Below are 14,599 nucleotides of genomic sequence, written 5' to 3'. Positions count from 1 at the left end.
ACATCGATCTGTTCGTCAGCTGCTGGTGTGGTGTCTTCGTTCATCATCTGTCTCTCAGGCGAAAAATTTACGGGCGCGCTCAATGCCATCCACGAGCGCGTCAACATCGTCCTTGCCGTTATATAGGGCGAGGGATGCCCGGCAGGTAGAGGTGACGCCAAATCGCTTCAGCAACGGCTGCGCGCAATGGGTGCCGGCACGGACTGCAATGCCGTAGCGGTCGAGAATGGTGGCGACATCGTGGGCATGGGCGCCCGCGATCTCGAAGGAGAAAATGCCGCCCTTGCCCGGCGCGGTGCCGATCAGACGCAGGGAATTGATGCGGCTGAGTTTTTCGTGCGCATAGGCGGCGACGTCATGCTCGTGCGCGGCGATTTCGTCGCGGCCGAGTTCTTCCATATAGGTCAGCGCCGCACCAAGCCCGATGGCCTGGACGATGGGCGGCGTGCCGGCCTCAAAACGATGCGGCGGCTCGTTATAGGTGACGTTGTCGAGGGTGACCGTATCGATCATCTCGCCGCCGCCCTGATAGGGCTGCATTTCTGCAAGCAGGTCGTACTTGCCGTAGAGCACGCCAATGCCGGTCGGCCCATAGAGCTTATGGCCTGTCATGATGTAGAAATCGGCGTCGAGATCCCTAACGTCGACCTTGGTGTGGACCGCGCCCTGCGAGCCGTCCACCAGCACCGGAATGCCGCGAGCGTGAGCAATTTCAACGATTTGCTTGATCGGCGTGACTGTGCCGAGGACGTTCGACATATGCGTAACGGCAACGATACGCGTCTTGTCCGTCAGCGTCGCCTCGAAGGCGTCGATGTCAAAGCTGCCATCGTCTCGGACGTCGACCCACTTGATGACGGCGCCCTTGCGCTCTCGATGGAAATGCCAAGGCACGATATTGGAGTGGTGCTCCATGATCGTGGTGACGATCTCGTCCCCTGCCCCGATGCGCGGCCCGGCGAAGGACTGCGCGACGAGGTTGATCGCCTCGGTGGCCGAGCGGGTGAAGATGATTTCTTCGATCCGGCCAGCGTTGAGGAAGCGCCGCACGTTTTCGCGGCCGGCCTCATAGGCGTCGGTGGCGCGGTTGGCGAGCGTGTGCAAGCCTCTGTGAACATTGGCATATTCGTGCCGGAAGGCATAATCCATCCGGTCGAGCACCTGCACCGGCTTCTGGGCCGAGGCGCCGCTATCGAGATAGACCAGGCGATGGCCGTGGATCACTTCCGACAGGATCGGGAAGTCGGCGCGCACTTTTTCGAGGTCGAGGGTCATGACTTCAAACTTTCACCGCGTCATTCCCGCGTAAGCGGGAATCTATTCTTCGTCGGTTACGTCATCCAGAGAGTGGATTCCCGCTTTCGCGGGAATGACACCGTGATTGGATGGGGTCGCGGAGCGGCCCCTTACTTCCCCAGCAGCCAGCCGTCGACGATGCTCTGCAGGGCTTCGTTCAGCGCTTCATCTTCAATCGGATCAATGAGTTCGGCGATGAAACCGCGCACCAGCATGGTCTCCGCCTCGGCCTTGGGAATACCGCGGCTGAGGAGATAGAACAGGCTGTCCTCGTCGAGCTTGCCGCAGGTGGAACCATGGCCGCAGACGACGTCGTCGGCATAGATTTCGAGTTCGGGCTTCGAGAGGATTTCAGCATCGTCCGACAGCATCAGGCCCTGATGCATGAACTTTGCGTCGGTCTTCTGCGCGTCGCGGGCGACGATCAGCTTGCCCTGCACCACGGCTTTCGAGCGGCCGCGGGTGATGGATTTGAACAGCGGCTGGGAGGAAGTGTGCGGCACGGCGTGCAGCGTTTCCATAGTGATATCAGAGTGTTGACCCTCTGACACCAGGTTGAGGCCCGTCACATCCGCATGCGCGCCCTCGCCGTCCATCTTCGGGAAGAGGTGGGTGCGCGCGAGGCCGGCGCCGGCATGGATGACCAGCGTACGGAGCTGTGCGCCGTCGTTGAGGTGGTACTCGTTGGTCGCGAAATGCGAGGTAGCGCGGCCACTTAGGTCGATGGTGACGTGGGTCACGATGGCATTCTTGCCCAGCGCGAGATAGGTCGCGTGGTTGCCGACGTGAGCCGCGTCCGAGCCAGAGAAAGTTTCGAGGATGACGACTGAGGAGTCGTCAGCGACGAAAATCTTGGTCGCGTCGGCAACATGGCCGGCTTCGCCCTCGATGCGATGGTCGATCTGGACCACCTGCTCGATTGCGCCCTTGAGGTCGAGACTAAGAGTGTCTTTTGCTAGCGCATTGCTAACACTGACAATGACGTCATCGCGGTTCGTGAGAACGCCGCCGTGGGTCTTGCCCACTTTGACGCCTTCCGGTGCCGTAGCAGCGCCGAGGACGGCACCATTGACGATCGACAGGGCGTAGGCGCCCGGAACGCGCAGAGCGGTGCCAGTGGCCTCATTGGCCGCTTGCGCCAGCGGCGGGATGGCCCGCAGCAGGGTCTTGAGGTCGGTATAGTGATAGGCCTCGACGCGACGGGTCGGGAGGCCGGCCACAGTGACGCGCTCGGCGGTCTGGTCGGCGCCGGCAGCCTTGAGCTGGGCGATCAGGGATTCCTCGGCGGCGCCGAGGCGGACAGGAAAGGTCTGACGCATGGTTGGTTACGCCGCCTGACCGTCATAGTCGGCATAGCCCTTGGCTTCGAGCTGAAGCGCCAGGTCCTTGTCGCCGCTTTCGACGATCTTGCCATCCGAGAACACGTGCACGACGTCCGGCACGATGTGGTTGAGGAGGCGCTGGTAGTGGGTGATGACCAGCATGGAGCGCTTGCCGTCGCGGAGCGCGTTGACGCCTTTGGAAACAACCTGCAGCGCGTCGATGTCGAGACCGGAATCGGTTTCGTCGAGCACGGCCAGCGAGGGCTTGAGGAGCGCCATCTGCATGATCTCGGCGCGCTTCTTTTCGCCGCCGGAGAAACCGACATTGAGCGGGCGCTTGAGCATGTCGCTGTCAACATTGAGCTGGGCACCGGCTTCCTTGACGGCGCGCATGAATTCGGGCGTCGTCAGTTCGCCTTCGCCGCGAGCCTTGCGCTGGGCATTGATGGCGGCCTTGAGGAAGGTCATGGTCGCAACGCCCGGGATTTCGATCGGGTACTGGAAGGCGAGGAAGAGGCCCGCTGCGGCGCGTTCGTGCGGTTCCATCTCGAGGATGTTCTCGCCGTTGAGCAGGATTTCGCCCTCGGTGACCTCATAGTCTTCCTTGCCGGCGAGCACATAGCTCAGCGTCGACTTGCCCGAGCCATTGCGGCCCATGATGGCATGGACTTCGCCCTGCGGGATGACGAGGTTCACACCCTTGAGGATTTCGCGTTCCTCGATGCGGGCGTGCAGGTTGCGGATTTCAAGAACGGGAGTGGTCATTTTCTTCTCTCCAATTGCGGAAGGGATAGCTGGCAGCGCCTCAGGCGCCCGGCTCGCCATCCCAGTAATCAAGGTTATTCTGGCCTTCGCGGCCACAGTGGCGGAGGCGACGATCGGCCGAAGAGCGGCTCGTCACCTGGAATTTGCCCGAGTCAGGGTACTCGCAGACTTCGGTATCGGCATTGTTGGCGATGCCCAGATATTTCAGCGTCACCGATCCGGTATTGAGGATCTGGTGGGCAGTGTCCGGGCCGCCGGTCGGCGCGCCAAGCACGTCGCCAGCCTTGAACGAATAGCGCTCGGTGCCGAAGCGATAGGTCCCCTCACCTTCCAGCACGATGAAGAGTTCTTCTTCGACGTGATGGTTGTGGAAGGGGCAGCTCGACTTGCCGGGCGGCACTTCGTTGTAGCTGATGCCGAGCGCGCGCAGACCCAGAAGCTTGCCGAACGAAGTGTCGGCAGACTTGTAAAGCGTGCCCTGCTCCCAGGCGTCGAGCGCCAGGGAGGCAAGGGAAACAACCGGGTTGCGCGTTTCCGTCGTCATGTTAGCCGACTGATCCTTCGAGGCTGATCGAGATCAGCTTCTGGGTTTCGACCATGAATTCCATCGGCAGGTGCTGCAGCACGTCGCGGACGAAACCATTGACGATCAGCGCCACAGCTTCTTCCTCGTTGAGGCCGCGCTGGAGGCAATAGAACATCTGGTCGTCGGAAATCTTCGACGTCGTCGCTTCGTGCTCGAAGACGGCGGTGCCGTTGCGGCTCTCGATATAGGGAACCGTGTGGGCGCCGCACTTGTCGCCGATGAGCAGCGAGTCGCACTGGGTGAAGTTGCGGGCATTCTTGGCCTTGGCATGCGCCGAAACCTGGCCGCGATAGGTATTGTCCGAGAAGCCGGCCGCGATACCCTTGGAGATGATGCGGCTGGACGTGTTCTTGCCCAGGTGGATCATCTTGGTGCCGCTATCGACCTGCTGGTAGCCGTTCGAAATGGCGATCGAGTAGAACTCGCCACGCGAACCGTCGCCGCGCAGGATGCAGCTCGGATACTTCCAGGTGATGGCCGAACCGGTTTCGACCTGGGTCCAGGAAATGTGCGAATTGACGCCGCGGCAATCGCCACGCTTGGTGACGAAATTGTAGATGCCGCCCTTGCCGTCCTTGTCGCCCGGATACCAGTTCTGGACGGTGGAGTACTTGATTTCGGCATTGTCGAGGGCGACCAGCTCGACGACGGCAGCGTGAAGCTGGTTTTCGTCGCGCGAGGGTGCGGTGCAGCCTTCGAGGTAGGAGACGTAGCTGTCGTTGTCGGCGATGATCAGCGTGCGCTCGAACTGGCCGGTCTTCTTCTCGTTGATGCGGAAATAGGTCGACAGCTCCATCGGGCAGCGAACGCCCTTGGGGATGTAGACAAAGGACCCATCGGTGAAGACGGCGGAGTTCAGCGTCGCATAGTAGTTGTCCGAAACCGGAACCACGGTGCCGAGATACTGCTTCACCAGTTCCGGGTATTCGCGAACCGCTTCCGAGATCGAGCAGAAGATGATGCCGACCTTGGCCAGCTCTTCGCGGAAGGTGGTGACGACCGAAACCGAGTCGAACACGGCGTCCACGGCGACATTGGCACCAAAGGGCGTACCGGTCGGTTCGCCCGCGCCTTCGACTCCGGCGAGGATCGCCTGTTCCTTCAGCGGAATGCCGAGCTTGGCATAGGTCTTGAGCAGTTCAGGATCGACTTCATCAAGGCTCTTGGGGCCCTTGAAGTTCTTCGGCGCGGAATAGTAGCTGATCGCCTGGAAGTCGATCTTGGGATAGTGCACCTTGGCCCAGTTCGGCTCTTCGAGCGTCTGCCAGCGGCGGAAGGCGTCAAGACGCCATTCCAGCATCCATTCCGGCTCATCCTTCTTGGCAGAGATGAAGCGGACGGTGTCCTCGGTGAGGCCAACCGGGGCAACATCGGACTCGATATCGGTCTCGAAGCCGTATTTGTATTTGTCGACGTCGAGCGCCAAAACCTGTTCGACCGTTTCCCGGTCGATTTCTTCCTTTAGCGTCGGAATATCGTAGTCCGCCATCAGGCTCTCCTTTTCGTCCCTCGGCGGTTCAAGGCCGCCGCGAACACTACTTATCTCTGCGGCTAGGCCGCTTTCCCGGTCCGCTTGTGGCGGGCGAGGATCGTTTCAAAACCGGCCAGGAACGCCTCGGCATCTTCTGCCTTGGAATTCCAGCCGAAACTCACGCGCAGCGCGCAATCGGCAAGGTCGCGCTCGACACCCATGGCGAGCAGCACATGGCTGGCGCCAACCTTGCCCGAAGAACAGGCCGAGCCGGCCGAAACCGATAGCCCAGCCAGATCGAGCGCCATCATCGCCGTGGCATTCCGGATGCCCGGTACGGCGAAATTGACCACATTGCCGACGCGCTCGGCACTTTCGCCGAAGATCACGACGTCTGGGGCCATGGCCCGAAGCCCGTCTTCCACGCGCTTGGTCAGCGCAGCGGCGGCTTCCATATTCATACGCTCGGCTGCAGCCGCAGCGCCGAAGGCACTGATCAGCGCCGCCGATTCCGTACCGCCACGACGCCCCTGCTCCTGCCCGCCGCCGGGAATGAGCCGCACCGTATCGGCATGGCCCTTGACCAACAGCGCGCCGATACCGGCCGGCGCCCCGATCTTGTGGCCGCTGATAGCCACCATATCGGCAGCCGAAGCGGCAAAATCCAGATCGAGCTTGCCCAGAGCCTGCACTGCATCAATGACCAGGGTATGGCGCGTTGGGCCGACGAGAACGGAAATCGGCCCAATGGGCTGGATGACGCCGGTCTCGTTGTTTACCCAATGAACGGCGACGAGCAGCGTGATGTTCTCTTCATCCGCGCGCAGCAAAGCAGCGCGAAGTTGATCCAGATCAACACGGCCATCGGCAGAAACAGGGATTGTCCAAACAGGCAGGCCCGTGGCGTCGGCCGCTTTGGCGACCGCAGCATGCTCCCCCGCACTGATCGCCACGGCGCCTGCTGCAAAAGTGCGTGCACCGCCAACGATAGCCTGGGTCAGGGCTTCTGTCGCCGAACCGGTAAAGACGACCTGACGTGTCTCAGCGCCAGTAAGGCGCGCGACTTGGCTGCGGCCAGTCTCGATGAGATCGCGCAGCTTGCGGCCATGGGCGTGAACAGAGGACGGATTGCCCGTCAAATCGAGCGCAGCATAGAGCGCCGCGCGCGCTTCTGGCCGAAGCGGCGCGGTGGCATTGTGATCGAGATAGATGCTCTCTTTCGCCATCTGCCTTCTTTGGGGCTGCGTGCCCGACATACCTTCCATGCTGGGATCGGGACGCCTGAGCATCCCGCAAACCAAACACTTCTTGAAATTTGCCGCCCAACTTCATTACAAGGGGCGCTCAACAAGGCCGCTTGCGGCCTAAAACCGAATTTCGAACCATTCTAAACTGGTTTTTTCGACCCATGTTTTAGGGAGGCTCCCGCGCTTAGTCAAGCCGCGCGGAGAGCAATCCTGAATAGTCGGATCAACTTAGTGACAGAGCCGAAAAAGGCCGGAAAAGACACCATGCCTGAAGTTATCTTCAATGGCCCCGAGGGCCGCCTCGAAGGCCGTTACCAGCCGGGCAAGGAACCGAACGCGCCGATCGCCATCGTGCTGCATCCGCATCCGCAGTTCGGCGGGACGATGAACAATCAGATCGTCTACAACCTCTTCTATATGTTCGCCGAGCGCGGCTTCTCGGTGCTGCGCTTCAATTCGCGCGGCGTCGGCCGCTCGCAGGGCGTGTTCGACCACGGCATTGGCGAGCTCTCGGACGCCGCCGCGGCGCTCGACTGGCTGCAGATCATCAACCGCGAATCCCGCGGCTGCTGGATCGCCGGCTTCTCGTTTGGCGCCTGGATCGGCATGCAGTTGCTCATGCGCCGTCCGGAAGTCGAAGGTTTTATCTCGGTGTCGCCGCCGGAAAACCTCTACGACTTCTCGTTCCTGGCCCCCTGCCCGTCTTCGGGCCTGATCATCCATGGCGACAAGGACCGCGTGGCTCCGCCAACGTCGGTGCAGAAGCTCGTGGACAAGCTCAAGACCCAGAAGGGCATCACCATCGACCAGCAGATCGTCGAGGGTGCTAACCACTTCTATGAAGGCAAAATCGACGAACTGACGACCCGGTGTGCCGAATATCTCGACCGTCGCCGTCAGGAGATCGCGGACGGCGGCGGGCGCTAATTCGAGCGCACATTTGAGGCGATCGTCCTCACCCACGGAGTTGCTTCTTTCACCACGTCATTCCCGCGAAAGCGGGAATCTCAATCACCTAGACGGAGATCCCCGCTTTCGCGGGGATGACGCGGTGGATGGAAGTTGGGCTCCGGCTTAATTCCAGATGCAGATCGCACCAAAATGACCAAGTACAAATCCGACTTCCTACGCGTCCTCGATGAGCGCGGCTTCATTCATCAGATCTCCGATCCCGAGGGCCTCGACCAACTCGCGGCGACCTCCAAGATCACCGGCTATGTCGGCTATGACGCGACGGCCACGTCGATCCATATCGGCAATCTGATCACCGTCACCATGCTCTACTGGCTGCAGGAAACCGGGCACCAGGCGATCAGCCTGATGGGCGGCGGCACCTCCATGGTCGGCGATCCTTCGTTCCGCGATGACCAGCGCAAGCTGCTCACGGTCGAGCAGATCGAAACCAATATCGCCAGCATCAAGCGCGTCTATGGCAATATTCTCAACTATGAAGGCTCCAACCCGGCCATCATGGTGAACAATGCCGATTGGCTGTTGAAGCTCAACTACATCGAATTCCTGCGCGATGTTGGCCGTCACTTCTCGGTCAACCGCATGCTTTCGTTCGATTCGGTGAAGCTACGCCTCGATCGCGAGCAGTCGCTGAGCTTCCTCGAATTCAACTACATGATCATGCAGGGCTACGACTTCACCGAACTCAACCGGCGCTATGGCACCGTGTTGCAGATGGGTGGATCGGACCAGTGGGGCAACATCATCAATGGTGTGGACCTCTCCCATCGCATGGGCGGGCCGCAGCTTTATGCGCTGACGACCCCACTGCTCACCAAGTCGTCTGGTGAGAAAATGGGCAAGTCGGCCTCCGGGGCCGTCTGGCTCAATGGCGATCTCTTCTCGCCCTATGATTTCTGGCAGTATTTCCGGAACACCGAAGACGCCGACGTGGTGAAATTCCTCAAGATTTTCACCCGCCTGCCGATTTCGGAAATCGAACGCATCGGTGCGCTCGGCGGCAATGAGATCAACGAAGCCAAGAAGATTCTCGCCACCGAAGTGACCGCCATCGTTCATGGCCGTGACGCTGCCATCCAGGCGGCGGCCACGGCTTTGGCGACGTTTGAATCGGGCGCCATCGATCTTTCGTTGCCGACTGCGGAAGTGACGCATGCCGAACTCAACTCCGGCATCGGCATTCTCAATGCGCTGGTGACGGCCGGTCTTGCCGCCTCGAACGGTGAAGCCCGCCGCCACATCGCCTCGGGCGCCGTGAAGGTCAACGACGCGAGCGTTGACGACGATAAGCTGAGCCTTGGCGATAATGCGCTGTTGCCGGAAGGCGTGATCAAGCTGTCCGTCGGCAAGAAGCGTCACGCGCTGATCAAGCCGGTCTGAGCTCACCGATATCGAGAAGAACCAAAGGCGTCGCACTCCGGTGCGGCGCTTTTTTTATTCCGGCGGCAGTTCTCGTGCGCGGAACTCGAACAGTTCGCGGAACGCACCAGGCACCAGCAGCGACAGCGGGTTGATCTGGAACTGCGGATTATCCAAGGGGCCGCGGACCGCAAAGGTGACCCCGACAAGCCCTTCGCCATCGCGACCGCCGAGCAGCGGCCCGAGCAGCGGGATTTGCTGGAAGGCGTTGTTGAGGCCAAAGAGCGGCACATAGGTGCCGGTCAGGTCATAGGTGCGGTTGTTGGTATAGATGTATCCGCGCATGGTGCCGCCCACCGTATCGCCGGAGAGAACGCCGCGAGTCACCTCCACGCGATCGCTGCGGCGGATGAAGTCGGCCTCGGCGGCGTCGAAGTCGAGCCGGTTGCTGCGGGCGATGGCGGCGCGGGAGTCCGAGTGATTGCCGAGAATCTGTGCGACATTGGCTTCATCGACGATGGCAAAATTGCGCATCAGCAATCGCCCGCCCTCTGCATCGGCATTGCGATCGGTGGTCAGCACCAGGCTGCCGCTGCCGCCGGCAAGCTGGGAATAGACGCCGACGAAACGGAGCAGCGTTCCGGCATCGTTGAACGCGACCGAGAGCGTGCGGCCGTTGGGTGCCGGATTGGTCGTGACGGACAGGCCATTGCCCTCGCCAAATTGCGCAGAGACCGTCGCGCTTCTGAGATCGGAACCGCGTAGGGCGAGGTTCAGATCGACGTTGAACGCCGTGGTCGCATAAAAGCCGATGGCGCGATCGAGCTGCACGTCGAGATTGATCGCCTGGTTGATCTGTGTCGTCTGGACGCCACCACTGCCTTCGCCGAGGCTGAAGAAGCGGCTGAGCAAGGGTTTCAGATCAAGCTGCGCCCCGCGGATCTGCACGTCAAAGCCGTTGCCATTGGGTTTGAGGCTCAGCTGCGCGCTATCTCCCGAACTGAGGGCGACCTTGTCGAACTCGGCCAGCACGAGGCCATCCGTCGCGTGATAGTCGATCTTGCCTGAGAGTTGCACCGCGCCAAAGCCGAGGCTGATCTCGGTGAGATGCGTCACCTCGCCGTCCATTTTCACGGTGGCGGTCAGACTGCCCGGCGTGCCTGCCGCCTTGCTGATGCCCAGATCCTTGATCGTGAGACCCGCATCGAGGAGGTCGACGGACATCTTCATTGTCCCGTCCGCGGCCGGCTCGGCCACAAAACGCACCTTGCCCGACAGGAATTGCGAGGCATCGAAGCCGAGCTTGGCGAGATCGGCTACCGCAACGGTTGAGCCGAGCTGGAAAACCGGCGCGGTCGTCGGCGTGCCTGTGATCGCGAGGTCTGCCGCCATGCCGTCGATTTCGGCAGTGCCGCCGAGCTGGTAGCTGTCCTGCGTTGCCGAAAAGGTCAGCTGGCCGTTGCCGATCGTGCGGTCCTGGATTGGCGCGCTGCTGGCGAAATCGGTGACGGTCCCATTCGCCGCGTAGTCGATATCCATCTCCTTGCCCGTCTCCTCCGCGGGCAGGCCGATGGTGGCGACGAGGCCAAGGTCGATATTGCCGGTGATGGCGGTCAGGTCGACGGGCAGCTCGATCTGGTCCAGCGCTTCGGGTTGAAGTTGCTCGGCCAGCGACAGCAAGGCCGGGATGGGCGCACCAAGGCTGCCCGAGACTTCGAAAATGCTCTCTTCGGGGTTGGAGGTTTCGAAGATCATGGCCGGCCGGCGGACGGCAATAGTGCCTTCGTCGGTGTCGATATTGCCGCCATCGGCAGAGATCGTCGTCTTGGTGCCGGTGACCTGCAAGCGCGTCAGGCCATCGAGAGCAATCGGGTCCATGGCCTCGGTCGCACGGATAACGACGTCGTCGCCGACGATGTTGATGTCCATGGCATCCTTCGGCATGGCCTTGGCGGTGCCGTCGATCGACAGCGTGCCGACGGGAAAATCGAACTCCAGCCGCCCTTCGACTACGTGGCCGCCGGTGACATTGGCTACAAACCAGTCGCGGCTGTCCCCACCCATGAAATAGGGCCAGATGCGCTTTACGTCGTCGGCCGTGACGCCTTTGCCGGCCACGGTCATGTCGACGCCAAAGCCGGTCTGCAGCATGTCCATGCGCCCGGTCGTCTCGATGACGGCGTCGCCCTTCCTGGCAACGAACCGATCTATGCCGACCGCACCATAGAGCGGCGCGGACCAGCCGGAAAAATCCATCGTGTCGAACGGCTCTTCGGGCGCGGCCATGTCGTTGGGGTGCAGCGCCACATCGGTGGCGCGGATCGAAATGCCGATGGTCGGGCCATAGGTCTCGTCTAGGCCCATGGCGAAAATGCCGGAAAGACGCGCCTTGCTCTGGCCGATCTGGATGGCGGAATCGGCAAGCCGGAATTGCCCGAGCTCAGGCTTCCAGGCGATCTCCATGATCGAACTGGCGACGGGGAAATAATCCTTGCCGATGCGCAGGTCGATGCCGGTCAGGTCGATACGGAATATGCCATCGACCAGCTTGCCCCCAGCCGGCTCGAAACCGATGTCGATAGAGAGTGCGCCCGTGCCCCGCATCGCTGCCATGCTGGTCGCATCGTCGATGAAAGGCAGCATGGCGGCAAAGTCGATATTGATGGCATCGACCTTGAGCCGCGAGGTGCCGTCTTCCTCGACCACGCGGTCGATGGTGCCGGTTACCGTCCGTCCGCCAATCCTCGCGGAGAATTCGCCCGTCGTCTGCCGCCCATCAGCCGAGGGGCCAACTTCAAGTTCGACATCGTCGAACCTTCGATAAAGGCCGTAGACGGAATCGGTCATGTCTATGGTGGCGTCGCGGACGACGAGCTTGGAAAAGCGCCCCTGCTCGGTCATCTCGACGAAATCGTCGATCGCCACTTCCATGGCTTCGAGATTGTAGACCAGCCAGTCATTGTCCGAGCGCAGCTTGGTGCCGTCGGTACCCAGGTTCAGCCCCTCGGCGCCGATACCGACCGGCGAATAGGCCTGTTCACCCTCCAGCACGCGCAGCGTCGGCACGCCGCCTTCGGGGTCTTCGACAATTTCCATGCGCGCCAGGCGCGGGCCATGCAGATCCTGCACGAGCTGCAGGTGCGGTCCCACTACGGTGATCGAGGCGCCGGGCTGGCCCATCAGCGCCCGCAGCGGCGAAAAGCCAACCTCCAGCGCCTCCATGGCAATCCGCGAACCGGAAAGCGTGTCGGTCAGCACAACAGGCGAAAACTGCACGACCGGCCAGAAGCCATTCTCCACGGCAATGGCCAGATCGCCCATTTCGAGTTTCGATGTGGGCGGCAGCATTGATTGCACAAAGCCGCGCGTCGCATCGCCTGAAAACGGCAGGCGGATCGGCGTTATGAGGAGAACAAGATAGAGAACCAGCAGGATGGCCGCGGGGACGCCAAGAACCCAGCCGAGGATTCTCCGTTTCCGGCGTCGTGGTGCAACGGGAGGAGCAGGCGGCGGTGATGGCGCGGGCTGATCTGCCGAAATTGTCACTCGCTCACGTCTATCCAGATCAAGGTCACCCGAAGGTGTATTGAGATTCAAATGACGACGGCCAGCAATCGCAGTTAATTGGCTCGCCCCGAAATGTACCTCAACACATCTTAAGCAGTGCTAATTCGTCACAGAATCATTCGCCCGCGTGGCTGCAATGCCCAATGATACCGGCTGGATTGTGGCGCTGACACCCTCTAATGCTTTGCTTCCAAAGGCGAGTCGATCATGACGCATTTGAAACCGGGCGACCCTGCCCCAGACTTCACCCTGCCCCGTGACGACGGCAGTAGCTTCACCCTATCCGCCCAGCGCGGCAAGCGGGTGGTGATCTACTTCTATCCGGAAGACGATTCCGGTGGCTGCACCGACGAAAACATCGAGTTTTCGGACCTTTCGCCTGAATTTGCCGCGCATGGCGCCGTGCTGGTCGGCATTTCGCCCGACGAGATACCGAGCCATCAGAAATTCCGCGCCAAATATGGGCTAAAGGTCCCGCTGGCCGCCGACCCCGACCATCTCGCCATCGAGGGTTTTGGGCTCTGGCAGATGAAGAAGCTCTATGGCCGCGAATTCATGGGGCTGATCCGCACCAGCTTCATCATCGGCGCCGATGGTAGGGTTGAGCGCGTCATCAGGGCCACACGCATCAAGGGCCACGCCGCCAAGATGCTTGCTGCACTTGAGGAACTCGACCCGGCTAAGTGAAGTCACTGACGACTTTCGGATTTTCTTAACCACACTCGCTCATAGTCTGCTTACCATAAGTGTTCGCAGCGTGAGGAAAGCAAGGTGGTCACCAGGGCCGGGTTCGCAGACCGCAAGCGCCAGGGCAAGCCGCCGATGCGGGGTATTCATCCCGGCATTTTCTACGGCATGTTCGCCCTGCTCTTTGCCGGCAACGTCTTTGCCGGCACCGCTCTCTACCTCTCGCCTGATATTGCCCGCCTGCTCAATGGCCGCACCGAGGAAGTCATCGGCGCCTATGAGGACCGGATCGCGCAGATGCGCGTCGAGATCGACCGTCTGCACTCGCGCAGTTTTGCCCAGACCGGCGATATCAACCTGCAATTGCAGGAATTGTCCCAGCAGCAGGAAATGCTGTTCGAGCAGCATCAGCTCGTAAAGGTACTGGTCGAAAAGGCTGATTCTCTTGGCATTGCTGCCGCTGACCTGCCTCTGGGTGATGTCACCAGCACTGCGTCTCTGGCCAGCATGACAGGCAATCCCGATGTCGACGCCACGGCCATCAGCCTTGAGCGCATGATGGGTGAAACGCAGATGGCGATGCACGGTATCGCCGCCGTCGCCTCCACCCGCGCCGACGAAATCGCAACGGAAATGCGCCAGCTGGGCATTCCCTTCGCCCTGCCCGAGACAGACACCAACGCCGTGGGCGGCCCCTTGCTGCCGGCGACGGATGAACTCAACGGCACGCCCATGCTCGACGACGCCAACGCCGTCATGTCGGCCCTGCTGCGCTACAAGGCTGCGCGCGAAAGCCTCGACACTGCGCCGGTTCACATGCCGATCACAGGCAATTTCCGGCAGAGCTCCAATTTCGGCAATCGCAAGGACCCGTTCACGGGTTCTCGTGCCTTCCACTCAGGCATGGATTTTGCTGCGCCGAGCGGCACGACGGTGATGAGCGCTGCGGCTGGTGTCGTGAGCTATGTCGGCACCAAGTCGGGCTATGGCATGGTGGTGGAAGTGACGCATGACAACGGTCTTGTCACGCGCTACGCGCATCTGAGCGGCTATCTGGCCCGTGAAGGTCAGGCGGTGAATACTGGCACGCCAATCGCCAAGGTGGGTTCGACCGGCCGCTCGACCGGACCGCACCTGCACTTTGAAATCCGCAAGTCGGACGAGGCGATCAATCCCAAGGCGTTTCTGGATGCTGGGAAGAGATTGGGTGCGGTGATCGGGTAGTTGCCCCGAAGCCGTCACCCTCGGGCTTGACCCGAGGGCTCTGCACTTTGCTGCACCAACGCCAAGTGAAGTGTCCTCGGGTCGAGCCCGAGGATGACGTTTG

Annotated in this window: 11 protein-coding genes; 4 read left to right on the top strand and 7 right to left on the bottom strand. The window is 61.2% G+C overall.

The window, feature by feature from the left end:
- Positions 1–54: 54 nt before the first annotated feature.
- The 6 genes from NVV77_RS07610 to NVV77_RS07585 all read right to left on the bottom strand — a co-directional run bounded on the left by NVV77_RS07610 (position 55) and on the right by NVV77_RS07585 (position 6,666).
- Positions 55–1,275: a cysteine desulfurase gene (locus NVV77_RS07610; protein ID WP_295411852.1), complete on the bottom strand. Its 1,221-nt coding sequence runs from the start codon at positions 1,273–1,275 to the stop codon at positions 55–57.
- A 131-nt stretch (positions 1,276–1,406) separates the two neighbouring features.
- A complete protein-coding gene (gene sufD, locus NVV77_RS07605; protein ID WP_295411851.1) occupies positions 1,407–2,615 on the bottom strand; it encodes a Fe-S cluster assembly protein SufD in 1,209 nt (402 codons plus the stop codon).
- Positions 2,616–2,621: 6 nt separating this feature from the next.
- A complete protein-coding gene (gene sufC / locus NVV77_RS07600; RefSeq protein WP_291411723.1) occupies positions 2,622–3,383 on the bottom strand; it encodes a Fe-S cluster assembly ATPase SufC in 762 nt (253 codons plus the stop codon).
- 40 nt (positions 3,384–3,423) lie between these two features.
- Positions 3,424–3,927 (bottom strand): cupin domain-containing protein, encoded by a 504-nt coding sequence (locus tag NVV77_RS07595; RefSeq protein ID WP_295411850.1) that lies wholly within the window; start codon positions 3,925–3,927, stop codon positions 3,424–3,426.
- A 1-nt stretch (position 3,928) separates the two neighbouring features.
- On the bottom strand, positions 3,929–5,458 hold the full coding sequence (gene sufB, locus NVV77_RS07590) for a Fe-S cluster assembly protein SufB (RefSeq protein WP_295411849.1): 1,530 nt from the start codon (positions 5,456–5,458) through the stop codon (positions 3,929–3,931).
- Positions 5,459–5,520: 62 nt separating this feature from the next.
- Positions 5,521–6,666: a cysteine desulfurase family protein gene (locus NVV77_RS07585; RefSeq protein WP_295411848.1), complete on the bottom strand. Its 1,146-nt coding sequence runs from the start codon at positions 6,664–6,666 to the stop codon at positions 5,521–5,523.
- A gap of 285 nt (positions 6,667–6,951) precedes the next feature.
- On the opposite strand from NVV77_RS07585, the gene NVV77_RS07580 reads away from it, so the two are divergent.
- Positions 6,952–7,614, top strand: a complete 663-nt coding sequence (locus tag NVV77_RS07580) for an alpha/beta hydrolase (RefSeq protein WP_035078631.1) — start codon at positions 6,952–6,954, stop codon at positions 7,612–7,614.
- Between the two features lie 174 nt (positions 7,615–7,788).
- Positions 7,789–9,039, top strand: a complete 1,251-nt coding sequence (tyrS, locus tag NVV77_RS07575; RefSeq protein ID WP_295411847.1) for a tyrosine--tRNA ligase — start codon at positions 7,789–7,791, stop codon at positions 9,037–9,039.
- 54 nt (positions 9,040–9,093) lie between these two features.
- Here tyrS and NVV77_RS07570 read toward each other — a convergent pair whose 3' ends face one another.
- A complete protein-coding gene (locus tag NVV77_RS07570; protein ID WP_295411846.1) occupies positions 9,094–12,366 on the bottom strand; it encodes an AsmA-like C-terminal region-containing protein in 3,273 nt (1,090 codons plus the stop codon).
- Positions 12,367–12,792: 426 nt separating this feature from the next.
- Here NVV77_RS07570 and NVV77_RS07565 point away from each other — a divergent pair, with 426 nt between their 5' ends.
- Positions 12,793–13,272 carry a peroxiredoxin gene (locus NVV77_RS07565; protein WP_295411845.1) on the top strand — a complete coding sequence of 160 codons (480 nt, stop codon included), beginning with the start codon at positions 12,793–12,795 and terminating at the stop codon, positions 13,270–13,272.
- Between the two features lie 84 nt (positions 13,273–13,356).
- Positions 13,357–14,496, top strand: a complete 1,140-nt coding sequence (locus tag NVV77_RS07560; protein ID WP_295411844.1) for a M23 family metallopeptidase — start codon at positions 13,357–13,359, stop codon at positions 14,494–14,496.
- Positions 14,497–14,599 lie beyond the last annotated feature (103 nt).

The organism is Devosia sp., from assembly GCF_024707125.1.
Classification (GTDB): domain Bacteria; phylum Pseudomonadota; class Alphaproteobacteria; order Rhizobiales; family Devosiaceae; genus Devosia.
Note: the sequence above shows the minus strand (reverse complement) of the source record. Positions and strands in the feature narration are given on the sequence as shown.